This is a genomic window from Hasllibacter sp. MH4015 (assembly GCF_020177575.1).
GTDB lineage: Bacteria > Pseudomonadota > Alphaproteobacteria > Rhodobacterales > Rhodobacteraceae > Gymnodinialimonas.
The window spans coordinates 444,397-469,632 of sequence record NZ_JAHTBK010000001.1 but is presented as its reverse complement, the minus strand read 5'-3'; the positions used below and the strand labels follow the sequence as shown (position 1 = coordinate 469,632).

Below are 25,236 nucleotides of genomic sequence, written 5' to 3'. Positions count from 1 at the left end.
TTTTCTGCCGATAGAAACGCCCGATACGGCCCACGCTTTTGCCTTGCCGCGGGGATTGCGGCATAATCCTTGATGGTTTGATCAAGTCGACCCGTGAAGGAGGCCGCCCATGTGGGACCGGATTCTTGACCGAATGCTGCGGGATTTCGTCCAGCGGGGCGCGCTGGCCCTCACCTTTCCCGACGGCACCCGCAAGGTCTATGGCGATGCCGCGCGCGCGCCCGTTGAGCTGACGCTGAACGACCCGTCCCTGCCGCGCCGCCTTGTCCTGAACACCGATCTGGCGGTGGGCGAGGGCTACATGGACGGCACCCTGACCATCGCGCAGGATGATTTGGAGGGGTTCCTGTCCCTTGCCACCGCCAATGCGGCGCGCTCCGACAATGTCTGGTGGCGGGCGATCTCGGCCCGCATCCACACCGCGCGCCGGGTCTTCGACCAATGGAACCCCGCCCACAAGGCGCGGCAGAACGTGGCCCACCATTACGACCTGTCCTCCGATCTCTATGACCTCTTCCTGGACGAGGACCGGCAATATTCCTGCGCCTATTTCCGCGACCCCTCCATGACGCTCGACCAGGCGCAGGCGGCCAAGAAGCACCACATCGCCAAGAAGCTCCTGTTGGAGCCGGACATGGAGGTGCTGGAGATCGGCTGCGGCTGGGGCGGTATGGCCCTGACGCTCGCGCAGGATTACGACGTCCATGTGCTTGGCGTGACCTTGTCGGAGGAACAGCACCGCATCGCCACCGACCGGGCCGTGCGCGCCGGTCTGTCCGACCGGGTGCGCTTCCAGCTGATGGATTACCGGGACGTGACGGGCCAGTTCGACCGCGTCGTATCCATCGGCATGTTCGAGCATGTGGGCGTGCCCCATTACCGCGAATATTTCCGCAATGTGCGCGACCGGCTGACCGACGATGGCGTGGCGCTGATCCACACGATCGGGCGCGCCTACCCGCCCGGCCACACGTCGCCCTGGATCCAGAAATACATCTTCCCCGGCGGCTATTGCCCGTCGCTGTCGGAAATGTCAGCCGCGGTGGAGAAGGAGGATCTCTACCCCACCGATATCGAGGTCTGGCGCCTGCACTACGCCGAAACTCTGCGCCACTGGCACGACCGCTTCACCGCGCGCCAGGCAGAGGCGGAGGCGCTTTACGATGCCCGGTTCTGCCGCATGTGGCGGTACTACCTGAAAGCGGCGGAAACCACGTTCCGCCACAACCGCCAATGCGTGTTCCAGTTCCAGATGGCCCGCCGGCAGGAGGCCGTGCCGCTGACCCGCGATTACATGCAGGACCGACCCGCACGGCACCGCGAGGCTGCGGAATAGTGCGCGCCGTCAGGCCGCATGCCGCCCCAATCCGCAGAAGACCGGCTCCAGCCGGTCGACGATATGGGTCACGCCCTCCGGGAAGGCGCGGCTTCGGGCGGCTTCACCGGGGAACCCGATACATTCGATCCCGGCATCCACGGCGGATTGCGCGCTTTCGGGCGTGTCTTCGATGGCGATCGCCTCGCCCGGGCTCAACCCCAGCTGCGACAGGGCAAGACGATAGATTTCGGGCGATGGTTTGCTGTCGGTGACGATATCCCGATCCCCGATGAACGCGAAATCGCTGCGGGTCAGCTTGCCCTCCAGCCCCTCGAAGATCAGGTCGACCGTGTCACTGCCCGTGGTGGTCGCAAAGCCCAGCGCGATCTCGGCCGCCTTGGCCCGTTCGATCACCTCCGCCACGCCCGCGCGCAGCGCCAATCCCTCTTGGCCCACGCGGGCGCGGAAATGGGCGACCTTAGCGCGGTGCAGCCGCTCGGCATCGACCTCCACGCCCTTCTCCTCGGCATAGGCGGCGATCCGGTCCTTGCCGCCGGGTTGGCGCAACATCTCGCGGTAGGCCTCCCGCCCCCATTCCCAATCCAGCCCCGCATCGCGGAACGCGGCGTTGAAACTCTGCCGCTGCAATTCGGATGTCTCGCACAGGGTGCCGATGGCACCGAACAGGATGGCTTTGGGTTGGGGGTTCATCGGCTGGTCCTTTCGGGAGGGGGTGGCGCGGTTGATGACGCAACGTGGGGCGCGCATCGCCGGTTCCAAGCTTTTTCGCTTGCCGATGAAACGATCTCAGGGGCCGGGACCGCCCGAAACGCCTGTATCCTCATGGCCACAGGGGGCGAACCAAATATCTCTCTATCCCCCGGACGCCATTGTGACGTGCCGCGACGTCAATTTAAACCGGTAAACTATACACAACTGGGCTTATTGTGATGTCATTTTCCAGAATTGCTTTTGGGGCCGCTGCCGTATTGTCCCTTGCCTTTACCGCACCGGCATCCGCGCAGGACTGGTCCGGCGGTTATGCCGGTCTGTCCTTCTCATCCGTCAATACACTCTCGGAAGGGTTTGCCACTTCTGCGCCAACCACAAGGTGGTCCGGTGATGATGACACGGGCGTCGCGTCGATCTTCGCGGGCTACAATTGGCAATTGTCCGACCGCGACGTTGTCGGGGTGGAGCTGGACGTTGCCCTTTCTGAGTTCGGGGCGACGGGAGGCGTGATTGGCAATCCGATCCAGACCCTGACCGAAACCTATTCGAACGCCGCTGCCCTGCGCCTTCGCTACGGTTACGCCGTTGGCAACGCCCTGCCCTATCTCGCGGTTGGCCTGACATCGGCCGATGCGGAACTGGTGAGCGGCGGCTCCTTAACGGTCTCATCGCGCACGCGAAATCTTGTGGGCACCAACGTTGCACTGGGGCTCGACTATCTGGTCGGCAACCGTCACCAGCTGCGGCTCGAATTGCGCCACACCCAGTTTGACGATGAATCCTATCCCGGCAATTTCGCCGTTGTACCCGTCACCTCGGATCAGAACAGCTATTCCGAGGTTCGCCTCGGCTACGCCTTCCGCTTCTGACCAGAGGCGCGATCCGGACCCACAAGGCCGCACCCACCCGGGGGCGGCCTTTTCTTTGCGCCCCGCCCTTGCGCCCACGCGCCCCCTGACTATAACGCGGACAGTTTGCCCGCAGGCCAGCCAAGTCAGCGGGAAACTGGGCCATATCGTCGGGGGACACCATGCCGAAAAGAACCGATATCAACTCGATCATGATCATCGGCGCGGGCCCCATCGTCATCGGGCAGGCCTGCGAATTCGACTATTCCGGTGCCCAAGCCTGCAAGGCGCTCCGCGAAGAAGGTTACCGGGTCATTCTGGTCAACTCGAACCCCGCCACGATCATGACGGACCCGGAACTGGCCGACGCCACCTATATCGAGCCAATCACGCCCGAGGTCGTCGCCAAGATCATCGAGAAAGAACGCCCCGATGCGCTCCTGCCCACCATGGGCGGCCAGACCGGCCTGAACACCTCCCTCGCGCTCGAAGAAATGGGCGTCCTGGACAAGTTCGGGGTGGAGATGATCGGCGCCAAGCGCCCCGCCATCGAGATGGCCGAAGACCGCAAACTGTTCCGGGAAGCCATGGACCGCCTCGGCATCGAAAACCCCAAGGCCGAGATCGTGACCGCCCCCCTGAATGCGGCAGGCAAGAAGGACCTCGACGCGGGCGTCTCCATCGCCCTTGAAACTCTCGAACATGTGGGCCTGCCCGCCATCATCCGCCCCGCCTATACCCTTGGCGGCACCGGCGGCGGCGTGGCCTATAACCGCGACGATTACGTCGCCATCTGCCGCTCGGGCATGGACGCCTCCCCCGTCGGTCAGATCCTCGTCGACGAAAGCCTTCTGGGTTGGAAGGAATACGAGATGGAGGTCGTGCGCGACAAAGCCGACAACGCCATCATCGTCTGCTCCATCGAGAACGTCGATCCGATGGGCGTGCATACGGGCGACTCCATCACCGTCGCCCCGGCCCTGACGCTGACCGACAAGGAATACCAGATCATGCGCACGCATTCGATCAACGTCCTGCGCGAAATCGGCGTCGAGACCGGCGGCTCCAACGTGCAATGGGCCGTGAACCCGGAAGATGGCCGCATGGTCGTGATCGAGATGAACCCGCGCGTCTCCCGCTCCTCCGCGCTGGCCTCCAAGGCCACCGGCTTCCCCATCGCCAAGATCGCCGCGAAGCTGGCCGTCGGCTACACGCTCGACGAGCTGGACAACGACATCACCAAGGTCACGCCCGCCAGCTTCGAGCCGACCATCGACTATGTCGTCACCAAGATCCCCCGCTTCGCCTTCGAGAAATTCCCTGGCTCCGAGCCCAACCTCACCACGGCCATGAAATCCGTGGGGGAGGCCATGGCCATCGGCCGCTCCTTCCACGAATCCATGCAAAAGGCGCTGGCCTCCATGGAGACTGGCCTGACCGGCTTCGATGAGATCGACATCCCCGGCCACCCCGAAGATCCCGCCGCCATCACCAAGGCGCTCTCAAAACAAACCCCCGACCGCCTCCGTGTGATTGCGCAGGCCATGCGGGAGGGGCTGTCGGATGACGAGATCAATCACGTCACCGCCTTCGATCCCTGGTTCCTCGCCCGCATCCGCGAAATCATCGACGAAGAAACCCGCATCCGTGACGCGGGCCTTCTCGCCACGCCCGAAGACTTCCGCCGTGTGAAAATGATGGGCTTCACCGATGCCCGCCTCGCCAAACTCACCGGCATCCCGGAGGCCGAGATCCGCAATGCCCGCGTCGGGGCCGGCGTCATCGCCCAGTTCAAGCGCATCGACACCTGCGCCGCCGAGTTCGAAGCGCAGACCCCCTACATGTATTCCACCTACGAGGCCCCCGCGATGGGGGAGGCCGAGTGCGAAGCGCGCCCCTCCGACCGCAAAAAGGTTGTCATCCTCGGCGGCGGCCCCAACCGCATCGGGCAGGGCATCGAGTTTGATTATTGCTGCTGCCACGCCTGTTTTGCGCTTTCCGATGCGGGCTACGAGACCATAATGGTCAACTGCAACCCCGAGACCGTCTCCACCGACTACGACACCTCCGACCGCCTCTATTTTGAGCCGCTCACGCTGGAGCACGTCCTCGAAATCCTGCGCGTGGAGCAGGACAACGGCACGCTCCACGGCGTCATCGTGCAGTTCGGCGGCCAAACGCCGCTCAAACTCGCCAACGCGCTGGAAGAGGCCGGCATCCACATCCTCGGCACCACGCCCGACGCCATCGACCTGGCCGAAGACCGCGAACGGTTCCAGCAGCTGGTTCAGCGCCTCAACCTCAAACAGCCCGAAAACGCCATCGCCACCACCGATGAGCAGGCCAAGGAGGCCGCCGAAAAGCTCGGCTACCCCCTCGTCATCCGCCCCTCCTACGTCCTCGGGGGCCGCGCGATGGAAATCGTCCGCGACACCGCGCAGCTCGATCGCTACATCCGCGACGCCGTGGTCGTGTCCGGCGACAGCCCCGTCCTGCTCGACTCCTATCTCGACGGCGCGGTGGAGGTTGATGTCGACGCCCTCTGCGATGGCGAAGCCGTCCACGTCGCGGGCATCATGCAGCATATCGAAGAGGCTGGCGTTCATTCCGGTGACAGCGCCTGCTCCCTGCCCCCCCATACGCTCTCCACCGACATCCAGGATGAAATCATCCGCCAGACCGAGGCTTTGGCCAAAGCCCTCAACGTCGTCGGCCTGATGAACGTGCAATTCGCAGTGAAAGACGGCGAAATCTACCTGATCGAGGTTAATCCCCGCGCCTCCCGCACCGTCCCCTTCGTCGCCAAGGCCACCGATTCAGCCATCGCGAGCATCGCCGCCCGCCTCATGGCCGGCGAAAAACTCTCCGACTTCCCCGCCGCCACACCGCACGTGCCGGTGGACGAGGACACCCCCATCAAGATCGGCGATCCCATGTCGCTCGCCGATTTCCGCACGCCGTGGTACTCGGTCAAAGAGGCCGTCCTCCCCTTCGCCCGCTTCCCCGGCGTCGATACCCTGCTCGGCCCCGAAATGCGCTCCACCGGCGAAGTCATGGGCTGGGACCGCACCTTCCCCCGCGCCTTCCTGAAAGCCCAACTGGGCGCGGGCACGACCCTGCCCACCGAAGGCACCGCCTTCCTGTCGATCAAGGAAGCCGACAAGACATCGGACCTCGTGGACACGGCCAAGATGCTGAAATCCCTCGGCTTCTCGATCCTCGCCACCCGCGGCACAGCGGCCTTCCTCGCCGAGCACGACATTCCGTCAGAGGTCGTGAACAAACACTACGAAGGCGGCCGCACCATCGTCGACATCATGAAAGACGGCGGCGTCCAGCTGGTGATGAACACGACCGAAGGCGCACAGGCCGTCGAGGACTCCCGCTCCATGCGCAGCGTGACGCTCATGGACAAGATCCCGTATTACACGACGCTGGCAGGCAGCCATGCGGCGGCGCAGGCGATGGTGAGTGCACGAGAGGGTGAGACGGTGGTGCGGGCGCTGCAGGGGTAATCGCGGCGAAGTCCATAGCACGCAATTTGCCGATGAGCGCTACGCAATTGTGTGGCTACAATCCGGCAAATTGCACTTCGCTAATCGCGGTCACTTCTTCGTTCCTAAGCCGTTGCTGAAATCCACCGGTCAGCTCTCCATTTATGAAAATGAGTACAACGCTCGCGTCATCATTCCAGAAACGCATGGCTCTGATTGGTCCATCCCGAAACAAATCTGACGCAATCTGACGCGCACGCTGTGCTCGGCACGCCCGATTGTCTCCGCATCTTCTTTGCAAACGCTGTTCAACGGTTGCAGCAGCCTGTTGAACCGGCCCTATGGAGGCAAATATTCCGGAGGCTTGGATCGTAGGGATAACCGATCCGCCGAACCATTCGCTCAGGATGGCAGAGCCGTCCATCCGAGGATCGAGGAAGTTGGCGGCTAGGCAGAAGTCAATTCGATTGCCCCAAGTTCCCCAATGTACATTTCCCGTACCAATCCGGCTGGTTTGAAGCAGTAAATCAATTTCGTCGGTTTCACTGCCAGTAGCTGTAGAGGCTTGAATGCACTCTGGACTATTCTCGTCGAGAAACTGAGCCTGAACCTGCGTCGCAAAACACAGTGCAAACACCGCAAAAAGCAACGTCCCAATTCTTGCTTGCATTCCAATACTCCGGGCAATTCTCGTGAGTGAATAGGTTGTATTTTTCTTTCTGGAATTAGGGCGTACCAAGCAGAATAGCAACTGGCCGCTCAAGAGTTGCAAAGCGGAAACACCACCTCACTCCCCCCGCCCCTCCAAAAACGCCACCGCCCAATCCACATCACCTGCCTTTCCGCGTTCCGCGAAGAACTCCGCCGCACTCACCGTGCCAACCTTCTCCGCCAAGGCCAGCGCGATGAACTGGTTCAGCGAAACCCCATCTTTCTCTGCAAATTCCTCCGCTGCCTTCTTCAACGATTGCGGCAGGTTCAACGACACACGCGCTTTCATATCGACATCCTTCTCATGGCCTCGCCGGGTGACCATACCAACACGCCGAACTTCTCCGGCACCAAGCCGAAATCCCGCGCATTGTGGGTCACGATTGCCTCGACACCGCCAGCGACTGCGGCTTCCAATACCATCTCATCGCCCGAATCACGCAATTGCGGCCTCCAGCGGAAGTTCACTTCCATCGGAACAACCACCCTGGCCACCGCATCGAGGAACTTGCCTGCCTCATCGCGACTGATCCCCGCATCAAGCAACAACTCCGCCCGGCTCAGCACGTCCTCGTATTCGTAAAACAGTGGAACTGAACACACCCAATCAAACTGCCCACGAAATCCGGCAATCAAAAGCGGGTTGCTCGCTCCGCTGCGCGAGCGCAGGCCCGACACCAGAACATTCGTATCGAGCACCAGCTTCATGACGCCACATATAGCGTAACGCTATATACGCATCAAGAGTGTTTCAGCCGCACACCAACGCCGTCACCTCCACCGTGTCCGGGTCGATCTCCTGCACGCAGTGCGCATCGTCGACACATCCGACCGACCGCAGAACCACCCCAATCAAACCCACCCGAACCACCTGTTTCCCCAGGACAAACCCCTCCCCACCCCCTCACCCCAAATCACTTCCCCGTCACCAAACCCCAAACATTCCCCGCATTTCCTTACCTTGCCCCGACCGCCCCTCCGTCCTTACCTTATGCGCATCAGCCACAACCCACAGGCCCCCCATGCGCCCGATCCTTGCCCTGACCGCCCTCGCCCTCGCCTCGCCCGCCCTTGCAGATGGCCACAAACCGGGCGACGGCCCCGCCGGTGGCTTCGGCGCGCCCACCTATGGGGAGGTCTCGCTCGTCACCAACTTCCAGCCCGACCCCCATACCGTGCAGGTCGAGGCCGGCGGACCGACCGTCCAGACCCATACCGACCAGCGCACCGGCAACCGCTGCCAGGGTCATTTCGCCGACGCCCCCGATTTCCGCCTCAACTTCACCGATGGCGACCTGGGCTTTCCGCTCAGCTTCTACGTCCATTCCGGCGCCGATACGGTTCTGCTCGTTGCCTCCCCCGACGGGGAGGTCCATTGCAACGACGATTACGAGGGCCTGAACCCCGCCATCCGCTTCGACACGCCCCAGGGCGGGGCCTATAACATCTGGGTCGGGACCTATGCGCCGCTTTCGGGCCAGCCCCCCGTGGCGGAGCTTTCGATCACCGAATATGAGACGATCACCCCCGATTTCACCCGCGCCTTTTTCGGAGAGGATGACCGCGTGGTGATCGACGCGGCCACCGCGCCGTGGAACATGATCGGCTTCCTCGACCTCAGCGAGGCATCCTGCACCGCCACGCTCATCGGGCCGTCGACCGTGCTCACCTCCGCCCATTGCCTGGCCGAGAACGGGCAGATCGTGACGCCGCCCGTCGAATTTCTCGCGGGCTTCCAGAACGGCGCCCATGTCGCGCGCTCCGGCATCTCGGGCTACCACGTGGCCCAGGGCTACCTGAACGGGGAACAGGAAGGCACGGATTACGCCTTCGTCTACCTGACCGAGCCGCTCGGCGATCAACTGGGCTGGATGGATGTCGGCCCCCTCACCGCGCAAGAACTCTCCGCGCTGCAATCGGGCACCGGCCCCGACATCCTGCAAGCGGGCTACAGCTATGACCAGCAGGGCGTGCTGACCGGCAACCTCTCGTGTCCGTTCATCGAGGTCGCGCCCCAGAACGTCCTCGTCCACCAATGCGACACGTTGCAGGGCGACAGCGGCTCCCCGCTTTTCATCCAGGATGGGGAGCGGTTCCGGATCATCGGCGTGGAATCCCGCACCGATCCGATGCCGGACCAGGAATACGACCGCAACGTCGCGATGTACGTGGATTACGTGGTGCGTGAACTGGCGACCCTCGGCACCGGCGGACCGTCGTCCGGCCCGGTGACGCCCCTCAAGTAGGCGCATCAACCGGCGATCCAGGCGGCCCTACTCGGCGGCCCGGAGCCAGTCCAGCCGCGCCGCGCTGAAATCGACCGGCCCGATCCGCAGCCCGCAATCGGCCTCCATCCGGGCGCCCTGCGAAAAGGTTGCCTCCGCCAGAGCACGCGGCACGTCCACGCGGTCCGCGCCGCCCGCGGCCTCTCGCAATCCGGCCCGTACGATGTTGCCCGCGATGTCCGCGGCGCGGTCGGTCGCGTCGGTCCCGAAACAGGCCTCCGCCAGCGCCGCATCGACCAGGTCGAACGTCGCCAAAGCGCCACTCAGCTCAAGCCGCGCCCCGTCCGCCGTCAGAAGTTGCAACGGGTCAAGCGCAGCCGAAAACCCGCCAAGGGCCGCATCCCCCTGGACAAGATCCATGGGCGCGCGTGCCACCTGCGGGGCCGGGGTCGGCACCGCTGCCTCCCCCGCCTGCGCACAACCCCCCACATCCCCATTCAACCGGACGAGGGACAGGCCCGTGGGCATAATCGCCTGAACCTCCTCGTGCAGGACCGACAGGCCCGGGCGCAGCGGGTCTTGCAAGGTGAAGCCAATCGCCTCCGCCCGCTCCAGCACGGCCGCGTTGACCGTGGCGATGGCATCAAAATCGCCGCCCGCGCGGTGGAAGGTCGCCACGTCGTCCACGGTGAAAACCATCTCCAACGTCACCGGACAGCCCCCGATCATCAGCGGTGGCGTGACCCGGTGCGCGCGGTCCACCTGGACGTCATAGATCGTGACCGTCCGCCCGAACCCGGTGACGAGGTGCAGACCCGGCTCCAGCACCTCGATCCCGTCTCCGCGCGCGACGACGGCCCGTTGATGCGGTTGCACGGTGACGGCCCCTTGCCATAGCCAAACCGCCCAAAGGACAAGGGCCGCGCCAAGGGCGATCGCGATAAAGACCCACCGCGTCATCGCGCCACTTCGCTTCCCCGCCCCGGCTCCGCGATGGAGCCGTCAACGGGGGTCGCGTTTTGCCGGTTCGATGGGCGGCGGTGGATCAGCGGCAGATAACCTGCTGGTAACGGTCGTAATAGCAATGGGCCGGAAGGTCGTAGGTGTCGATCTCCGCCGGGCCGCCATATCCGCCACCGCCTGCGGGAACCACGGGGGCGTAGACACAGGCGGACAGGGACAGCAGGCCGGCGATCAAAATCAGTTTCTTCATGGAAACGTCTCCTTTTCAATGGCTTCAGCTTAAGGGCACGGGCCCCGCCGCGTCCAGAGCCTTCAATCGGCATTCCCCTCATTCGCGCCGTCGATCAGGCGTTGCGTATCTCCCCATTGGTGCGGGGTCGCACCCCCGTGCATCGGGTCGCGGAACATGTCGAGCGTCTCGTCCCCTTGCAGCAGACCAAGCAGCTTGGCGTGCATGAACGCCCGCAGCACCGCATTCATGCGTGGCTGGTATCTGGGACCCATCGACTTGAACCACTTCAGCACGTCCTGATCGACGGCCATGCAGATCTTCTTCTTCGGACTTTCGCGCCGTGTCGCCAGATCGTGCCACCCGATCGGCACCCGCCCGTTCATCGCGATGGCATTGTGCATGTCGTATTCGAACCGGCGCATCGCATCGACCATGTAGTAGTGGTGAAACCGCTCCGTCTTGTTCGGCGACTTATCGGTGAATTTCGTGTGCACGTGCCCGACCCCTCGATCCATGAAAGGGGGCAAATTACCGCGATTTTCCTAAAATTGTGTGTAGGACGCGCGTCTATACCGGACCTATACCAAGCCTATACCGCTCCTATACGCCCGGATTGACCGGTTTGTGGGCCGCGTAGATCTCCGCCACGCGGGCCACGGCAGCCTCGGGCGACATCTCCTCGCTTTCGCCCGTCCGGCGGCTCGTCAGCTCCACGACACCGTTCTTGAGGCCCCTCGGACCGACCGTGATCCGCCAGGGCAGCCCGATCAGATCCATGGTCGCGAACTTGCCCCCCGCGCGCTCGTTCCGGTCATCGTAAAGCGGCTCCAGCCCTTCCGCTTCCAGCGCCGCATACAGGTTTTCACAGGCCGCATCGGCCTCCGCATCCCCCTGTTTGAGGTTAACGATCCCGCAATGGAACGGCGTCACACCTTCGGGCCAGATGATGCCGTTCTCATCGTGCGACGCCTCGATAATCGCGCCCACCAACCGGCTTACCCCGATCCCGTGAGAGCCCATGTGGACCGGCACCTTATTGCCATCGGCATCTTGCACGCTGGCACCCATCGCGTCGGAATACTTGGTGCCGAAATAGAAGATCTGCCCCACCTCGATCCCGCGCGCAACCCGTTGACGTGCCTCGGGAATCTTGGCGAACTCGTCCGCGTCATGGGTCTCGTCGGTGCGCGCGTAACGGCTGGTGAATTCCTCCAGAACCGCGCGGCATTCGTCGACGGAATCGTAATCCACCTCCCGGTCGCCAAAGCTCAGATCGGTGATCTCGGCATCGTAGAAGACCTCCGACTCGCCGGTTTCCGCCAGCACCAGGAATTCGTGGGTGTCGTCCCCCCCGATAGGCCCGGAATCCGCCCGCATCGGGATCGCCTGGAGGCCCATCCGTTCATAGGTGCGCAGGTAGCTGACCAGATGGCGGTTATAGGCGTGCAGCGCGTCCTCCTTGGTCAGGTCGAAATTGTACCCATCCTTCATCAGGAACTCGCGCCCGCGCATGACGCCGAAGCGCGGCCGCATCTCGTCCCGGAACTTCCACTGGATGTGATAAAGCGTCAGCGGCAGATCCTTGTAGCTGGCTACGTGACTGCGGAAGATGTCGGTGATCATCTCCTCGTTCGTCGGCCCGTACAGCATATCCCGATCCTGCCGATCCCTGATCCGCAAAAGCTCCGCCCCATAGGCGTCGTAACGCCCGGATTCTTTCCACAAATCAGCGGGTTGGATGGTGGGCATCAGCATCGGAACATGGCCCGCGCGGATCTGTTCCTCATGCACGATCCGTTCAATTTTCTTGAGCACCTTGAAGCCCATCGGCAGCCAGGAATAGATGCCCGCGCTCGATTGCTTGATCATGCCCGCGCGCAGCATCAGCCGATGGCTGACGATCTGCGCCTCGGCGGGGGTTTCCTTGAGAACGGGGAGGAAGTAGCGGCTGAGGCGCATGGCGGCGGAACCCTTGGAAATACTGGTTCCGACACGTCTACGCCAAAGAAAAATGGCTCACAAGCGGCTCAGACGTTCGGGTCGCCACCGGCCATCGTGCCGAAGCCATCGGGGCGCGGCGCGGGTCCGGGTCGGTCGATCACGCCGAAGCCGCCCGCGGGCGTTTCCAGCACACCGGCCTGCACAACACCCACACCCACCAGCGACGCCAGCAAGGCAAGCGTGGCGATCAGGTGCAGGGTTCCGGGGGCGGGACGGGTCATCTTTGCGGACAAGCTCTTGAAATCGGGGGGATCACATTATCCGCGATCGTCGTACGCGACCGGCACGAACGTCTCGGCGGAGGCCGCCGCGCGCATTCCGAAAAACAGGGTCAGGCCCGTTGCGATGATCAGGACAATCAGCGTGGCCGACAGGATGTTCATGATAGACATTGGGCAGCTCCTTCTCTCCATGGTTCGACATTACGTCCGCTGACCCAATCGTGAAATGGAGGCATTCCCTACCTCCGCGGCCAAAGCCTTGCCGTGAAATAAAAAACGGCCCCGCTGATGGGGGCCGCAAGGGAGGGGGAACAAGGGGACAGGTGCAGCGGGAAAGGGACAAAACCCGCCGCACCCTCAGGGACAGAACACGTCAGATCACTCCGGCGGAGACGGGGGCAGCAAGCATGACCGAAAACATCACGACGATCAGCAGAATGGCGGAACAGGCGATGTAATTCAGGGCGGTCATGCGGTGTCTCCTCCGAAGGTTACCTTCGATGACCTCAAGCTAGGCCATCGCTCCGAGTGACACTATTGCGGGAATCCCTACCCTTTGGTTAACGGCAGCCCCTGCACGATCGGGGTACAGTCCATGGCCCCCGCCAGGCCCTTGAAACGCGCCTCCACGACCTCCCCGAAAAGGTTGCGCCCCTCTTCGGAGGTCAGCTTCAGGATCAGCTCCTTGCGCTTGGGCCTGTAGGTCAGTTGCCCGTGCTCCACCGGATGTTCGACCGCGAACATGGCCCCGAAGCGCATGGCCCGGCCGAGGATCTCCGCCTCCTGCACCTGCGCCTCGGGCAGAAGGCTCAGCAGGTCCGCGTTGAACCCGGTGCCGTCGCGGTTGGACTTGTAGCGGTGCAAAAGCGCCAGCCCCAGATAGACCCGTTCGCCGTGGGTCAGCCCGCCCAGATTGGCGCGCGTGGCATTGTCGAAACAGACCTCCGCCCGGTAATCGGGATGGGCGCGCCAGCTGACATCATGGAGCAGACAGGCCGCGCGGATCAGGCGCTTGCGGTCGGGCTTGGCGCGGGCGAACAGCGGCTCCACGAACCGGTAGAGCGACCGGCCATATCCCGGTGTCCGCGCCGACGATGCCTCCGCATGGCGGGCCGCTTCGATCAACGGATCGCGTTGGCGCAAAGTGGCGGACATCTGGTCGTAGAGCAGCCCCTCGCGAATGCCGTAGCTGGATATCGCCACTTCCTCGGGCTTCACATCGCGCACGAGGGATTTGAGCACCTGCGCGGCCCAGGGCACCAGCCGCATCCGTTCAGCCGACGTGCCGGTACCCGCGCGCAATTCTTCCGTGTCGGACGCGCCGATATGCTTGATCGTGGCCATGATCGCCTTGGGCTGCATCCGGTATTCGTGCAGCACCTTGAGGGGATAATCCTGCCGGATCATGTCGATCCGCGCGATGGCGCGCCACGACCCGCCGACCAGGAACAACCGCTTGGGGCGCGTCGGAAAATCCGCGCAAAGCTCTGCGATTTTCTCGTCGATATGGGCGCGGATGGCCTTCTTTCCGCCCTTGATTTCCATCAGCTTCAACGGACCGAGGTCGGAGGTGCGCCGCTGCCCCACGACTCCGTCGCCGTTGAGTTCCGCCAGCTCCATCGACGAGCCGCCGATATCGCAGATCAGCCCCTCCGCCCCCGGCCAGCCAAGCAACACGCCCTGCGCGGACAGGCGCGCCTCCTCCTCGCCGGAGAGGATGCGGATCGTCAGCCCCGTCTCGGCCAGGACCTGCGCGCGAAATTCCGGCCCATCCTCCGCATCGCGCACGGCGGCTGTGGCGACAGTCAGAAGCGGGGTGACGTTCATCGTCTTGGTTAGGGCTGCGAACCGGCGCAGGGCCGTCAGCGCGCGCACGCGCCCCTCGGGGTTCAGGCGTCCGGTTTCGGCAAAACCCGCCCCCAGGCCGCACAGGATCTTTTCGTTGAAATAATAGGCAGGTGAGCGCGCCGCACCATCGAAGACCACGAACCGGACGGAATTCGACCCGATGTCGATCACGCCGACCCGTTGCAGGCGCCGCGCCTCGGGGCCGTCGAACAGAGGCATGCCGAAGGGGCCAAACTCGGCCTGTTGTTCCGCGTTCATTGGTGCCCCCCAGACGCCCGTTGGCGGAGTTGTGGCACGCTGGCCAAGGCCCGGTCAATCATGGCTGTAGGTCAGTTGAGGAAACTGGAGCCGGTGACGTCGACGGAAATGACGCTGCCATCCTCGGCGAAGAAAACCTGATAGCCGTAGCCCGTTACGGTTTGAAAGCCCGTCAGCGTGTTGAGCAGGGAGGGAAACCGCTCGGAATAGCCGTCAGCGTCCCACTCCGCGGTCAGTCGAAACGCCCGCTCGGGCAAATCATCGCGCATCTCCGGGACCGGGGGCGCGACCGGCCCCCTCGAAAAATGCCGCGGATACGGGGGCGATGCCCATGTCCACGCGTCGATCAGGTCCATGTCATCAAGGGTCGTGAAGATCCGGAAATAGCAGACTTCGCCATAGGGCCGCCCCCGCAGGCGTGGCCAATCCACCGCCAAAAGGTCGACCACATCCTGCCGGTTCCTCTGGCCCCGGACAAGGCAGTTCCGCGCATCGGGGAACCGTCGGAGTGCGCGGCGGTAATTGTCCCAGACGCCGAATTCGTCGGTAAGGATGGACCGCCCGAACACGAAGGGCCGGGTCTCCTGATGGGTGAGGCGCGTGACCGGCACGTAGCAATGCTCGGGACCACACGCCACCGACGCCTGGGCAAGGACCACGCCCGGGGCCGACAGGAAAGCGGCCATCAAGGCAGCGTGCCTAATCATGGCTGTGGGTCAGCTCCGGCACATCCTTGGCCCCCGCCGAGCCGCGCCCGGAGAGGGAGGGGTTTTCCATGAAGAAGCGGTGGCAATTGAACGGGTTTTCCAGCGCCGACAGATCGGGGCGGCGGTAGGTGCCATCGGCTTGCAACACCCAGCTTTGCGCCACGTCCGCCAGGTTCGCGGCCATGATCTGCCCGGTGATCTGCGCCTTGACCGTCGCGTTGGTGCATTCCACCAACGTCTCGACCCGGCGATTGAGGTTGCGGCCCATCCAGTCGGCGGAACTGATGAACACCCGCGCCTTCTTGGAGGGCAGCCCGCGTCCGTTGCCGAAACACACGATCCGCGAATGTTCCAAGAACCGCCCGACGATGGATTTCACGCGGATATTGTCGCTCAACCCCTTGATGCCGGGACGCAGCCCGCAGATGCCCCGGATCACCAGGTTGATCTGCACGCCCGCCGCGCTCGCCTCGTAGAGCGCGTCGATGACGTCGGGTTCGATCAGGGAATTCATTTTTGCCCAGATCGCCGCCGGTTTGCCCGCGGTGGCATAGTCCGCCTCTGCCCGGATCAACTCGATCAGGTTGGATTTCAGGGTGAGCGGGGAAATGGCGAGGTTTTCAAGGGTGGAAGGTTCCGCATATCCGCCGATGTAATTGAACACCTTGGTCGCATCGCGCCCCAGGGCGGCGTCGCAGGTGAACAGGCTCAGGTCGGTATAGATGCGCGCGGTGATCGGGTGGTAATTGCCGGTGCCGTAATGGGTGTAGGTGACAAGCCTGTCGCCTTCGCGCCGGACCACGGTGCTGATCTTGGCGTGGGTTTTATAATTGATGAAGCCGTAGACGACATGCGCGCCCGAGCGTTCCAGCTTGCGCGACTGGCGGATATTGGCGGCCTCGTCGAAACGCGCTTTCAGTTCCACCAGCGCCGTTACCGATTTCCCGTTCTCCGCCGCTTCGCACAGGGCCTCCACGATCGGGCTTTCGTTCGATGTACGGTAGAGCGTTTGCTTGATCGCTACCACGTCCGGATCCCGCGCCGCCTGTGCGAGGAACCGGATCACCATGTCGAACGTCTCATAGGGGTGGTGCAGCAGCATATCCTTGGACTGGATGGCCGCGAACATGTCGCCGTCATGGTCCTGCACGCGCTCCGGCACGCGGGGCGTGAAGGATCGCCATAGCAGGTCGCGGCGGCTGTCGAGCACCAGTTCCTTGAGGCCGACAAGACCGATCATGCCGTCGACCTGCACGACCTCATCGCCCGAGACGTTGAGTTCCTCGATGATCTCGGCGGCCAGATCCTCGGGCGCACCATCGCTGACTTGCAGGCGCACGACCTCCCCCCGGCGACGGCGTTTCAGGGCGGTCTCGAATTCGCGGACCAGATCCTCGGCCTCTTCCTCCACCTCCAGATCGCTGTCACGCAAGACGCGGAACATGCACGATCCGGTCGATTTGTAACCGGGAAAGAGCGCCCCGATATTGAGCAGCAACAGCTCCTCCAGGGGCAGAAAGCGGTGTATGCCCTCCGCGCTCGGCAGGGACACGAAGCGGTCGATCTGCCCCGGGATCGGCAACAGGGCCTGAAGGACACGGCCGTCGCGCTCGCGCTTCATCTGAAGGGCCAGCGCAATGCCTTCGTTGGGGATGAACGGAAACGGATGGGCCGGGTCGATCGCCAGGGGCGACAGGACCGGAAAGACCTGCCTCAGAAAGACATCGGCCAAGTGGTCGCAATCGGCGTCGTCCAGATCATCGCGGCTGACGACCTTGATCCCCTCCGCCTCGATCTCGGAGCGCAGCGCGTTCCACACCGCCTGCTGATGCAACATCAGGTTGCGCGCATCGGCGTTGATCAGCTTGAGTTGCTCGGCGGCGGTCCGGCCATCGGCGGCAGGGGTCTGGTTACCCTCCTGCGCCAGTTCGCGCAGGCCGGCCACGCGGACGGTATAGAATTCATCGAGGTTGCCGGCGGAAATGGAGATGAAGCGCACCCGCTCCAGCAATGGCACCTTGGGATTCTCCGCCTCCTCCAGCACACGCCAGTTGAAGGCGAGCCAGCTGAGTTCGCGGTTGAAGAAGCGTTGCGGGCCCACGGCCTCCGGCAGGTCCACGGGTGCGGGCGGGTCGGAATGGAGGAAATCGGCAAAGCTCATGGCGCTCGGATTACTGGACGGAGATGGCATCACGATGACGGATCGGGGGTCATCTGCGCAAGGGCCGCGCGGACATGGGCCATATTGGGCGGTTTTTTCTGGCTCAGCGCGGCGGCGTCGATGCGCGCGACCACGTCCGCGGCCGCGGTAAAGCTGCGCGGGATGCGGGGGCCGAGATAGCCAAGCATGGTGGGGGTGAGCGGGATCTGCCGGTCGGCTGCGTGTTTCATCAACACGACCATCAGCAATTGATCGTCGGGCGGATCGATATGGGCAAGCCCTGCCTGGGCCATGCGGCTGGCCAGGTCGGGAAGGCGCAGGCCCCACCGCGACGGCGCGCGGCGCGCGGTCAGCAAGAGCGGCGCATTGCGGTTGATGAGGGCGTTGTGCAGATGGAACAGCGCCTCCTCCGCCGCGCTGTGTCCTGCCACGTCCTCGGCATCCTCCACGGCGAGCGCCGGGGCGTCGGTCAGATCATTCAGCCTTTCCGCCACCTCCCGCGCCGCCACGATCCGCGCCCCCGCTTGTTCGGCCCAGACATGGGCCAGGTGGCTTTTCCCTGCGCCCTCGTCACCCGTCAGCACCAACTTGCCCGACGGCCAGTCGCGCCATGTGTCGATCAGGGCGACGGCAGCGGCGTTGGCCGCGGAGACATAGAAGTCGTCACGCCCCATCGCCGGTCGGAGGGGCAGGTCGAAGGTCAGTTGTTCCGCCATCACGCGTCCGGGTCGTCCGGGGCGACGCTGTCGCGGTCCGCGGCCACCCCGCGATAAAGCAAGCCTTGCTGGTACTGCTCCACACCGTACCGGACCAGCACGCCGATGACGGCGGCGACCGGGACGGCGACCAGGAGGCCCACGAACCCGAAGACCGCCCCGAAAGCCGACAGCGCGAAGATCAGCCAGACCGGGTGCAGGCCGACAGAGGATCCGACGAGCTTGGGCGTCAGGACGTTGCCTTCGAGGATCTGCCCGACCTGGAAGATCACCGCGACGGCGACGATCATCCACCAATCGCCCCAGAACTGGAAAAGCGCCAGACCGATGGCCAGGGCGCCGCCCACCAGGGCACCGACATAGGGAATGAAAGTCAGGATCCCCGCGATCAGCCCCACGACAAGGCCGAATTGCAGGCCGATGATCATCAGGGCCACGGCATAGAACGTGCCCAAGACGAGGCAGACTGTACCCTGCCCGCGCACGAAGCTGGCAAGCGTCCGGTCAATCCGGCTGGCCAGGACGCGGATCGTCGGCTGGTGGTCGCGGGGCAGCAATTCGTCGATCCGCGCGATCATGCGGTCCCAGTCAAGCAGCATGTAGAAGGCCACGACCGGCACGACGACCATGAAGACCAGGACGTTGACGACACCCGCCGCCGAGCTCAGCACCGTCTGCAACAACTCCGCCCCGCGGTCACGGATCGTGTCCCCGAGATTGCCGAGGGCGGTGCCGAGCGTCTCGCGCAATTGGCTGTCTTCCTCGATGATGTCGGGGAAGCGGGTTTCGATGAAGCTACGCAAATTCTCGAATATGCCCGGCGCGGCCTCGATCAGGTCGGCGGTCTGCTGGATCAGAAGCGGGATGATGACCAGGCCGGCCAGAACGACCACGAGGATCAGGACCACGAAGATAAGGGTCGTGGCGATGGTGCGCGAACATCCCATCCGCTCCAGCCGGTCGGCCACGGGATCGAGGAAATAGGCGATGGCCATGCCCACGAGGAACGGCATAATCACGTCGCCCAGAACCCAGAGCACCGCCAGAAACACCGCCGCCGCGATGCCCCAGTAGATGACTTGTTGCCGGACCGGCAGGGCCATGGACTGCGCCTTTCTGTTGGATACGTTGATGCGTCAGGCGGGCGCAGGGCGCAAGGGGGGACCGGTCGGGGGGCCAGCCCCCCGAACCCCCCGAGGTATTTTCAAAGCAAAGAAGGGCCTAGAGCGCGTCGAGGAACCGGAGAATTTCGGCGGCGGTGGCGCAGGGATGGGTGATCGGCGCGCGGTGGTCGGCCCCCGGGATCACGGCAGCGCGCGCGCCCGGAATGTCGCGGGTGAGGCGGGCGTTGATCTCCGCAATGACGGGTGGAGAGGACGCGCCCGAAAGCAGGCGTGTCGGGGCCGCGACGGCGGGCAGGCGCGCCAAGAGGTTGGCGTTGTCCTCGACCAAAGCGGGCGCCGACGCGGCGGGGATCCAAATGCGCTCGGTGATGTAGCTGCGCTGGCGCTGGGTCAAATCGTCGAAATTGTCCGTGCCCCAGAGGCCCAGGAACATACGCGCGCCTGCCGGTAGATCACCCGCCGCAAGCGCCGTGTCCATCGGGGCGACGTCCGCATCACGGGCCGCGCGGCCCGGGCCGTCCGCGGCGCAGAACAGGACCGGTTCGATGAGGATCAGCGACCGGACGCGATCGGGGTGGTCGAGCGCGATGCGCAGGGCGAGCGTGGCCCCGAAGCTGTGCCCGATTAAGTGCGCGGGCGCATCCGGCAAATGGGTGAATGCGGCCTGACAGGCTTGCGCATGGAAGTCGCGGGTACGATCGGCATCGGGGGCGGCGCCATGGGCCAGAAGATCGGGCGCGACCATGGACAGGTGACCGCCCAGGTGACGCGCCAAACCCGCCCACGCCCCGCCATGGGCAAGCGTGCAATGGAGCAAGAGCGCCGGGTCCGCCCCCTGCCCCCAGCGCCTGACGCTCACAGCTTTCCGGCGAGATGGAGGTCCAAATGGTCAATCCGGTCCTGGCCCCAGAAATGCTCCGTCCCGTCGACCACGTAAAAGGGTGCGCCGAAGGCCCCGGCGGAAACCGCGTCTTCAAGGTTGCGGGCATATTCCTCCGCCCCTGCCAGCATGCCGCTGTCGGCCAGCGACGGGTCGAACCCCGCCTCCTGCAGCGCCGCGCGGATCACGTCATCCTCCGCGATGTTCTCCTCATCCGCCCAACACCGCCGGGTGATCGCGTGGACGAGTTTGCCCAGATCACCGCCGCCCGCCTTCTGGGCCGCGATGAGCGCGTAGGAGGACGGCGCAGGGTTGGTCGGCCAATGGGCCGGTTGCAGGTTCATCGGCATGTCCAGAACCTTGGACCAACGCCGCATCTCCTGCAGGCGCAGGGCCTTGCGGCTTTCGTGGCGTTCCGCCGGTTTGGTCCCGCCGGTGCGCCCGAACAGCGCCATCACGTCCAGCGGTTTGTATGTGATCGTCGCACCGTGTTTTTCCGCGACCGCCTCCATCCGCGTTCCGGCGAGATAGGTGTAGGGCGAAACGGTGGCGAAGTAGTAATCGATATGCGGCATGACGGCCTCCCTTTTGGCTTTGCGGATAGGTGGGCCGAGTGGTAGGGGGTGTCAACTGCAAGGGGGCGACCGCGTGGGGACGGGTCCATGCCCCGGTCTGAGGGGACTAACGACCATGGCGGCACTCGACCCGAAACTGATTTCCGGCAATGCAAACAAGAGCTTGGCAGAGGCAATCGCACGCCGCATGTCGATGCATCGCGGCATGCAGGTGGGCCTTGTCGACGCGCGGGTAGAGCGGTTCAACGACGGCGAAATTTTCGTCGAGGTGTTCGAGAATGTCCGGGGCGAGGACATGTTCATCATCCAGCCGACCTCCAAGCCGGCCAACGACAACCTGATGGAATTGCTGATCATGGCGGACGCCCTGCGCCGGTCCTCGGCCAGCCGCATCACCGCCGTCATCCCCTATTTCGGCTACGCCCGGCAGGACAGGCGCACCAAGGCCCGAACGCCGATCAGTGCCAAGATGGTGTCGAACCTGATCACCGAGGGCGGGATCGAGCGGGTGCTGACGATGGATCTGCACGCGGCCCAGATCCAGGGTTTTTTCGATATCCCGGTGGACAACCTCTATGCCTCGCCGATCTTCGCGCTCGACATCCTGCACCAGTTTGATGGGGATATGGGCGATGTCATGGTCGTCTCGCCCGATGTGGGCGGCGTGGCGCGGGCGCGCGAATTGGCCACCCGGATCGGCGCGCCCCTCTCCATCGTCGACAAACGGCGGGAGAAGGCGGGCGAAGTGGCTGGCATGACCGTGATCGGGGACGTGTCGGGCAAGAAATGCATCATCGTCGACGACATTTGCGACACGGCGGGGACGCTTTGCAAAGCGGCGGAAGTGCTGATGGAGGCGGGCGCGACGGAGGTGCATTCCTACATCACCCACGGCGTCATGTCCGGCCCGGCGGTGGAGCGGGTGGAAAGCTCGGTCATGAAATCGCTGGTCATCACCGACACGATCGAGGCGACCAGCGCCCTGAAGGCCTGCAAGAATATCCGCGTCGTGCCTACCGCGCCGATGTTCGCGCAATCCATCCTGAATATCTGGAACGGAACCTCCGTCTCGTCGCTCTTCGACACCAAGACGCTCGTGCCGATCTACGAGGGGCTTTATCCCAATGGCATGTGGGGCCGCTAGGCGCGCCGCCACAGCGCGAGGATCATCAGGTAGATCGCCTGCCAGCCACAGAACAACGCCATCAGCCAAGGAACCTCCAGCGCCTCGCTCGTCCCAAGCACGTGCATTGCGCCGGCAATGGCAATCGCCCAGAGCGTCGGAACGCCGACCAGGGTGGCAAGTAATGCCATCTTGTTCGCAAACGGCCTGAGCCAGAGGATCGGCGCCGCGAGGATCAGCGCGCCCAGGGGGCTCCCCGCGAGGTAGGGCAGGACGTACCCCGGGGCGCTGCTGCCGGTGTCGAATGTCGCGATCGAGACGTAGAATGCGGCGGCCATCCCGAGGATGGACGCGGCGAGCCAGAGCCCCGCATCGCGCAGGCGGAAATCCAGGCGCCATACACCGGACGCCGCCCCGACCAGACCGAAGGACAATCCCGCCGATAGGCCCATGACCGAAAGCAGGCCCACGAGCGTATCTTGAAGGATCGGAATCGTTTCGAGGTGTTGCGCGACCGGCTCGACCGCAAGGGCGGATACGATCCCCGAAAGCGCCCCGGCCGCCAATGCCGGTACGGCCTGCCCCGATGTCCGGGACGTGATTGAGTTCGACATGATCTTTACGCCTTTTCGTTTCAACCGATATCGTGAACGTAGTTCATTTCTGAACATTGTTCATCAGTGACGTAGCGTCATCGGGAATGGCAGCGGCGATGGCCGTTCAGTCGACGTCCCAGAGATCCTCGTCCGGCCGCTCCCCGATGGCCATCCAATCGGCCCTGATCCGCGCGATGCGGCTGTCACCCCAGGTGCGGAAGACAAGATTGAAGCCTTTCTTGGTGACTTTCTCCGCCTTCAGGTCCGCGCGCTGGTTGGTATCGCCGCCCGTATCCCACATGGAGATGGAGACATGGATCATCGGCGGATCGAGATAGGGTTCGGCAAAAACCACCTTGGTCACGGAATCCCGCGGGCCTTCGCCGGACCACATCGGTCCATTATTGGCGAAATCCGAGAACATCACGCTCGACCCCTGCTCGACCGTTATGAGGTTTGATTTTAGGCGTTTCATCTCAAGATCGTCGTTACCTTCGCCCCGGTTTACGATGAAAGTCGTGGCAATGTTGAGAAAAAAGCGCGGCGGGCGGGTGTTTTGCAACCCCGATACGACGACGCCCCCGACCGGGTGGCCGAGGGCGTATTCGTTGACATGTTTCGACGATCACCGTCCGACGATGGAATCCAGCGCCGTGGTCAGATCGGCGTGGTACTTGGCCGCGGCATCCGCGTTCCCATCGGATGCCTCTGCCCGCTTGGCCTCGGAGGCGGAGATCAGCTCTTCCACCAACTCGCCGGTCACTTCCTCGATCGGCATGGCGCGTTCGGCCAGGATCGTGGCCGAGGGGCCGGCCACATCCGCGAAACCGCCGGTGACGAAGAAGGATTTCTCCCCCTCCGCGCCGGACACTTTGAGGATGCCGGGGCGCAAGGTGGTGATCATCGGCGCGTGATCCGGCATGGCCGTCAGATCGCCATCGGCACCGGGGATCTGCACTTCGGACACCTCCATCGACGCCAGGCGGCGTTCGGGGCTGACCAGATCGAATTGCATGTTTGCCATGATGGCCTCCGGATGGTGAGCGAGAGGCGGGGTTCGTGACCCCGCCGCTTGGATCAGGCTGCGTCGGCGGCCAGTTTCTCGGCCTTGGCGATCACCTCGTCGATGCCGCCGACCATGTAGAATGCGGCTTCGGGCAGATGATCATATTCGCCGGCCACAACCGCCTTGAACGAGCGGATCGTGTCTTCCAGCGGAACCTGCACACCGGGGGAACCGGTGAAGACCTCGGCCACGTCAAAGGGCTGGCTCAGGAAACGCTCGATCTTGCGGGCGCGCGCCACGGTCAGCTTGTCCTCTTCCGACAATTCATCCATCCCGAGGATGGCGATGATGTCCTGGAGCGACTTGTAGCGCTGAAGCGTCTGCTGCACGTCGTTTGCGACCGCATAATGCTCTTCCCCCACAATGCCCGGATCGAGAAGGCGGGAGGAGCTGTCGAGCGGGTCGACCGCCGGGTAGATGCCCTTTTCCGAGATCGCGCGGTTGAGAACCGTGGTCGCATCAAGGTGCGCGAAGGACGTCGCGGGCGCCGGGTCGGTCATGTCGTCCGCGGGCACGTAGATGGCCTGCACGGAGGTGATCGAGCCGTTCTTGGTCGATGTGATGCGTTCCTGCATCTGGCCCATGTCGGTGGCCAACGTCGGCTGGTAGCCCACGGCGGACGGGATACGACCCAGAAGCGCCGACACCTCGGAACCCGCCTGCGTGAAGCGGAAGATGTTGTCGACGAAGAACAGAACGTCGGTCCCGGACTGATCCCGGAACTGCTCGGCCAGCGTCAGACCGGACAGGGCCACCCGCATGCGCGCACCCGGAGGCTCGTTCATCTGGCCGTAGACCAGCGCCACTTTCGACTGGGTCAGGTCATCCATGTTGATGACACCGGATTCGATGAATTCGTAGTAGAGGTCGTTGCCCTCACGGGTCCGCTCTCCCACACCCGCGAACACCGAGAAGCCCGAGTGCACCTTGGCGATGTTGTTGATGAGTTCCTGGATCAGAACCGTCTTGCCCACACCGGCACCGCCGAAGAGGCCGATCTTGCCGCCCTTGGCGTAGGGTGCCAGCAGGTCAACGACCTTGATGCCGGTCACGAGGATCTCGGACTCGGTCGACTGCTCCTGGAAATCCGGCGCGTCCTGGTGGATCGCGCGGGTCTCGTCGCTGTCGATGGGGCCACGTTCGTCGATCGGCTCCCCGATGACGTTCATGATGCGCCCCAGCGTGCCGTTGCCCACGGGCATGACGATCGGGCCGTCGGTGTCGGTCACTTCCTGACCGCGCACCAGACCTTCGGTCGCGTCCATGGCGATGGTCCGGACGGTGTTTTCGCCCAGATGCTGCGCCACTTCCAGAACCAGGCGCTTGCCGTTGTTGTCGGTCTCGAGCGCGTTCAGAATCTCGGGCAGGTGCTCATTGAACTGCACGTCGACGACGGCGCCGATGACCTGTGTGATCTTGCCTTTTGCATTGGCCATG

At 63.9% G+C, this 25,236-nt stretch carries 26 protein-coding genes; 5 read left to right on the top strand and 21 right to left on the bottom strand.

Annotated elements, in window-relative coordinates; genetic code table 11:
- Positions 1 to 109 precede the first annotated feature (109 nt).
- Positions 110 to 1,336: a cyclopropane-fatty-acyl-phospholipid synthase family protein gene (locus tag KUW62_RS02550; RefSeq protein WP_224813949.1), complete on the top strand. Its 1,227-nt coding sequence runs from the start codon at positions 110 to 112 to the stop codon at positions 1,334 to 1,336.
- Between the two features lie 9 nt (positions 1,337 to 1,345).
- Here KUW62_RS02550 and KUW62_RS02545 read toward each other — a convergent pair whose 3' ends face one another.
- Entirely contained in the window at positions 1,346 to 2,029 is a 684-nt protein-coding gene (locus KUW62_RS02545; RefSeq protein ID WP_224813948.1) for an HAD-IA family hydrolase, read from the bottom strand.
- A 278-nt stretch (positions 2,030 to 2,307) separates the two neighbouring features.
- Here KUW62_RS02545 and KUW62_RS02540 point away from each other — a divergent pair, with 278 nt between their 5' ends.
- Together KUW62_RS02540 and carB are read left to right on the top strand one after the other, a co-directional pair.
- On the top strand, positions 2,308 to 2,919 hold the full coding sequence (locus tag KUW62_RS02540) for an outer membrane protein (protein ID WP_255598320.1): 612 nt from the start codon (positions 2,308 to 2,310) through the stop codon (positions 2,917 to 2,919).
- 161 nt (positions 2,920 to 3,080) lie between these two features.
- Positions 3,081 to 6,413 carry a carbamoyl-phosphate synthase large subunit gene (gene carB, locus KUW62_RS02535; RefSeq protein ID WP_224813946.1) on the top strand — a complete coding sequence of 1,111 codons (3,333 nt, stop codon included), beginning with the start codon at positions 3,081 to 3,083 and terminating at the stop codon, positions 6,411 to 6,413.
- 55 nt (positions 6,414 to 6,468) lie between these two features.
- Here the strand turns inward: carB and KUW62_RS02530 are convergent, their stop codons facing one another.
- From KUW62_RS02530 to KUW62_RS02520, 3 genes are all read right to left on the bottom strand, one after another.
- On the bottom strand, positions 6,469 to 7,062 hold the full coding sequence (locus tag KUW62_RS02530) for a hypothetical protein (protein WP_224813945.1): 594 nt from the start codon (positions 7,060 to 7,062) through the stop codon (positions 6,469 to 6,471).
- 117 nt (positions 7,063 to 7,179) lie between these two features.
- A complete protein-coding gene (locus KUW62_RS02525; RefSeq protein WP_224813944.1) occupies positions 7,180 to 7,392 on the bottom strand; it encodes a toxin-antitoxin system HicB family antitoxin in 213 nt (70 codons plus the stop codon).
- A complete protein-coding gene (locus KUW62_RS02520) occupies positions 7,389 to 7,811 on the bottom strand; it encodes a putative toxin-antitoxin system toxin component, PIN family (protein WP_224813943.1) in 423 nt (140 codons plus the stop codon). Before KUW62_RS02520 ends, KUW62_RS02525 begins: the two co-directional genes overlap by 4 nt.
- A 314-nt stretch (positions 7,812 to 8,125) precedes the next feature.
- Here KUW62_RS02520 and KUW62_RS02515 point away from each other — a divergent pair, with 314 nt between their 5' ends.
- Positions 8,126 to 9,349 carry a serine protease gene (locus tag KUW62_RS02515; protein WP_224813942.1) on the top strand — a complete coding sequence of 408 codons (1,224 nt, stop codon included), beginning with the start codon at positions 8,126 to 8,128 and terminating at the stop codon, positions 9,347 to 9,349.
- A 27-nt stretch (positions 9,350 to 9,376) separates the two neighbouring features.
- Here KUW62_RS02515 and KUW62_RS02510 read toward each other — a convergent pair whose 3' ends face one another.
- The 13 genes from KUW62_RS02510 to KUW62_RS02455 form a co-directional block, all read right to left on the bottom strand.
- Positions 9,377 to 10,288 (bottom strand): SPFH domain-containing protein, encoded by a 912-nt coding sequence (locus KUW62_RS02510; protein WP_224813941.1) that lies wholly within the window; start codon positions 10,286 to 10,288, stop codon positions 9,377 to 9,379.
- An 85-nt stretch (positions 10,289 to 10,373) separates the two neighbouring features.
- The gene (locus tag KUW62_RS02505) at positions 10,374 to 10,541 is read right to left on the bottom strand and encodes a hypothetical protein (protein WP_224813940.1); all 168 of its coding nucleotides are present in this window, start codon (positions 10,539 to 10,541) and stop codon (positions 10,374 to 10,376) included.
- A 62-nt stretch (positions 10,542 to 10,603) separates the two neighbouring features.
- The gene (locus KUW62_RS02500; RefSeq protein WP_224813939.1) at positions 10,604 to 11,038 is read right to left on the bottom strand and encodes a BrnA antitoxin family protein; all 435 of its coding nucleotides are present in this window, start codon (positions 11,036 to 11,038) and stop codon (positions 10,604 to 10,606) included.
- An 85-nt stretch (positions 11,039 to 11,123) separates the two neighbouring features.
- Positions 11,124 to 12,482, bottom strand: a complete 1,359-nt coding sequence (proS, locus tag KUW62_RS02495) for a proline--tRNA ligase (RefSeq protein ID WP_224813938.1) — start codon at positions 12,480 to 12,482, stop codon at positions 11,124 to 11,126.
- 68 nt (positions 12,483 to 12,550) lie between these two features.
- On the bottom strand, positions 12,551 to 12,745 hold the full coding sequence (locus tag KUW62_RS02490) for a hypothetical protein (protein WP_224813937.1): 195 nt from the start codon (positions 12,743 to 12,745) through the stop codon (positions 12,551 to 12,553).
- A 36-nt stretch (positions 12,746 to 12,781) separates the two neighbouring features.
- Positions 12,782 to 12,916 (bottom strand): hypothetical protein, encoded by a 135-nt coding sequence (locus tag KUW62_RS19015; protein ID WP_255598316.1) that lies wholly within the window; start codon positions 12,914 to 12,916, stop codon positions 12,782 to 12,784.
- 378 nt (positions 12,917 to 13,294) lie between these two features.
- Positions 13,295 to 14,851: a Ppx/GppA family phosphatase gene (locus KUW62_RS02485; protein WP_224813936.1), complete on the bottom strand. Its 1,557-nt coding sequence runs from the start codon at positions 14,849 to 14,851 to the stop codon at positions 13,295 to 13,297.
- 71 nt (positions 14,852 to 14,922) lie between these two features.
- Complete coding sequence (locus KUW62_RS02480; protein WP_224813935.1) at positions 14,923 to 15,558, bottom strand: hypothetical protein; 636 nt, start codon at positions 15,556 to 15,558, stop codon at positions 14,923 to 14,925.
- Entirely contained in the window at positions 15,551 to 17,719 is a 2,169-nt protein-coding gene (locus KUW62_RS02475) for an RNA degradosome polyphosphate kinase (RefSeq protein WP_224813934.1), read from the bottom strand. The genes KUW62_RS02480 and KUW62_RS02475 overlap by 8 nt, the downstream gene beginning before the upstream one ends.
- A gap of 29 nt (positions 17,720 to 17,748) precedes the next feature.
- Entirely contained in the window at positions 17,749 to 18,435 is a 687-nt protein-coding gene (locus tag KUW62_RS02470; protein WP_224813933.1) for a DnaA ATPase domain-containing protein, read from the bottom strand.
- Positions 18,435 to 19,538, bottom strand: coding sequence for an AI-2E family transporter (locus KUW62_RS02465; RefSeq protein WP_224813932.1), 1,104 nt, complete (start codon positions 19,536 to 19,538; stop codon positions 18,435 to 18,437). Before KUW62_RS02465 ends, KUW62_RS02470 begins: the two co-directional genes overlap by 1 nt.
- Before the next feature lie 118 nt (positions 19,539 to 19,656).
- Positions 19,657 to 20,418, bottom strand: coding sequence for an alpha/beta fold hydrolase (locus KUW62_RS02460; RefSeq protein ID WP_224813931.1), 762 nt, complete (start codon positions 20,416 to 20,418; stop codon positions 19,657 to 19,659).
- Complete coding sequence (locus KUW62_RS02455; protein WP_224813930.1) at positions 20,415 to 21,014, bottom strand: 2-hydroxychromene-2-carboxylate isomerase; 600 nt, start codon at positions 21,012 to 21,014, stop codon at positions 20,415 to 20,417. The genes KUW62_RS02460 and KUW62_RS02455 overlap by 4 nt, the downstream gene beginning before the upstream one ends.
- Before the next feature lie 115 nt (positions 21,015 to 21,129).
- On the opposite strand from KUW62_RS02455, the gene KUW62_RS02450 reads away from it, so the two are divergent.
- Positions 21,130 to 22,158: a ribose-phosphate pyrophosphokinase gene (locus KUW62_RS02450; protein WP_224813929.1), complete on the top strand. Its 1,029-nt coding sequence runs from the start codon at positions 21,130 to 21,132 to the stop codon at positions 22,156 to 22,158.
- On the opposite strand, the gene KUW62_RS02445 is transcribed toward KUW62_RS02450, so the two are convergent.
- The 4 genes from KUW62_RS02445 to atpD all read right to left on the bottom strand — a co-directional run bounded on the left by KUW62_RS02445 (position 22,155) and on the right by atpD (position 25,235).
- Complete coding sequence (locus KUW62_RS02445; protein ID WP_224813928.1) at positions 22,155 to 22,751, bottom strand: hypothetical protein; 597 nt, start codon at positions 22,749 to 22,751, stop codon at positions 22,155 to 22,157. The genes KUW62_RS02450 and KUW62_RS02445 overlap by 4 nt on opposite strands.
- Positions 22,752 to 22,857: 106 nt before the next feature.
- The gene (locus tag KUW62_RS02440) at positions 22,858 to 23,208 is read right to left on the bottom strand and encodes an H-type lectin domain-containing protein (RefSeq protein WP_224813927.1); all 351 of its coding nucleotides are present in this window, start codon (positions 23,206 to 23,208) and stop codon (positions 22,858 to 22,860) included.
- Positions 23,209 to 23,358: 150 nt separating this feature from the next.
- Entirely contained in the window at positions 23,359 to 23,757 is a 399-nt protein-coding gene (locus tag KUW62_RS02435) for a F0F1 ATP synthase subunit epsilon (protein ID WP_224813926.1), read from the bottom strand.
- A 53-nt stretch (positions 23,758 to 23,810) separates the two neighbouring features.
- A complete protein-coding gene (gene atpD / locus KUW62_RS02430) occupies positions 23,811 to 25,235 on the bottom strand; it encodes a F0F1 ATP synthase subunit beta (RefSeq protein WP_224813925.1) in 1,425 nt (474 codons plus the stop codon).
- Between the last annotated feature and the right edge of the window lies 1 nt (position 25,236).

Excerpts from the sequence above, each read along its gene's own strand:
- KUW62_RS02550 (WP_224813949.1), top strand. The coding sequence starts at position 110 with ATGTGGGACCGGATTCTTGACCGAATGCTGCGGGATTTCGTCCAGCGG.
- KUW62_RS02545 (WP_224813948.1), bottom strand. The coding sequence starts at position 2,029 with ATGAACCCCCAACCCAAAGCCATCCTGTTCGGTGCCATCGGCACCCTG.
- carB (WP_224813946.1), top strand. The coding sequence starts at position 3,081 with ATGCCGAAAAGAACCGATATCAACTCGATCATGATCATCGGCGCGGGC.
- KUW62_RS02530 (WP_224813945.1), bottom strand. The coding sequence starts at position 7,062 with ATGCAAGCAAGAATTGGGACGTTGCTTTTTGCGGTGTTTGCACTGTGT.
- KUW62_RS02525 (WP_224813944.1), bottom strand. The coding sequence starts at position 7,392 with ATGAAAGCGCGTGTGTCGTTGAACCTGCCGCAATCGTTGAAGAAGGCA.
- KUW62_RS02520 (WP_224813943.1), bottom strand. The coding sequence starts at position 7,811 with ATGAAGCTGGTGCTCGATACGAATGTTCTGGTGTCGGGCCTGCGCTCG.
- KUW62_RS02515 (WP_224813942.1), top strand. The coding sequence starts at position 8,126 with ATGCGCCCGATCCTTGCCCTGACCGCCCTCGCCCTCGCCTCGCCCGCC.
- KUW62_RS02510 (WP_224813941.1), bottom strand. The coding sequence starts at position 10,288 with ATGACGCGGTGGGTCTTTATCGCGATCGCCCTTGGCGCGGCCCTTGTC.
- KUW62_RS02505 (WP_224813940.1), bottom strand. The coding sequence starts at position 10,541 with ATGAAGAAACTGATTTTGATCGCCGGCCTGCTGTCCCTGTCCGCCTGT.
- KUW62_RS02500 (WP_224813939.1), bottom strand. The coding sequence starts at position 11,038 with ATGGATCGAGGGGTCGGGCACGTGCACACGAAATTCACCGATAAGTCG.
- proS (WP_224813938.1), bottom strand. The coding sequence starts at position 12,482 with ATGCGCCTCAGCCGCTACTTCCTCCCCGTTCTCAAGGAAACCCCCGCC.
- KUW62_RS02490 (WP_224813937.1), bottom strand. The coding sequence starts at position 12,745 with ATGACCCGTCCCGCCCCCGGAACCCTGCACCTGATCGCCACGCTTGCC.
- KUW62_RS19015 (WP_255598316.1), bottom strand. The coding sequence starts at position 12,916 with ATGTCTATCATGAACATCCTGTCGGCCACGCTGATTGTCCTGATCATC.
- KUW62_RS02485 (WP_224813936.1), bottom strand. The coding sequence starts at position 14,851 with ATGAACGCGGAACAACAGGCCGAGTTTGGCCCCTTCGGCATGCCTCTG.
- KUW62_RS02480 (WP_224813935.1), bottom strand. The coding sequence starts at position 15,558 with ATGATTAGGCACGCTGCCTTGATGGCCGCTTTCCTGTCGGCCCCGGGC.
- KUW62_RS02475 (WP_224813934.1), bottom strand. The coding sequence starts at position 17,719 with ATGAGCTTTGCCGATTTCCTCCATTCCGACCCGCCCGCACCCGTGGAC.
- KUW62_RS02470 (WP_224813933.1), bottom strand. The coding sequence starts at position 18,435 with ATGGCGGAACAACTGACCTTCGACCTGCCCCTCCGACCGGCGATGGGG.
- KUW62_RS02465 (WP_224813932.1), bottom strand. The coding sequence starts at position 19,538 with ATGGCCCTGCCGGTCCGGCAACAAGTCATCTACTGGGGCATCGCGGCG.
- KUW62_RS02455 (WP_224813930.1), bottom strand. The coding sequence starts at position 21,014 with ATGCCGCATATCGATTACTACTTCGCCACCGTTTCGCCCTACACCTAT.
- KUW62_RS02450 (WP_224813929.1), top strand. The coding sequence starts at position 21,130 with ATGGCGGCACTCGACCCGAAACTGATTTCCGGCAATGCAAACAAGAGC.
- KUW62_RS02445 (WP_224813928.1), bottom strand. The coding sequence starts at position 22,751 with ATGTCGAACTCAATCACGTCCCGGACATCGGGGCAGGCCGTACCGGCA.
- KUW62_RS02440 (WP_224813927.1), bottom strand. The coding sequence starts at position 23,208 with ATGAAACGCCTAAAATCAAACCTCATAACGGTCGAGCAGGGGTCGAGC.
- KUW62_RS02435 (WP_224813926.1), bottom strand. The coding sequence starts at position 23,757 with ATGGCAAACATGCAATTCGATCTGGTCAGCCCCGAACGCCGCCTGGCG.
- atpD (WP_224813925.1), bottom strand. The coding sequence starts at position 25,235 with ATGGCCAATGCAAAAGGCAAGATCACACAGGTCATCGGCGCCGTCGTC.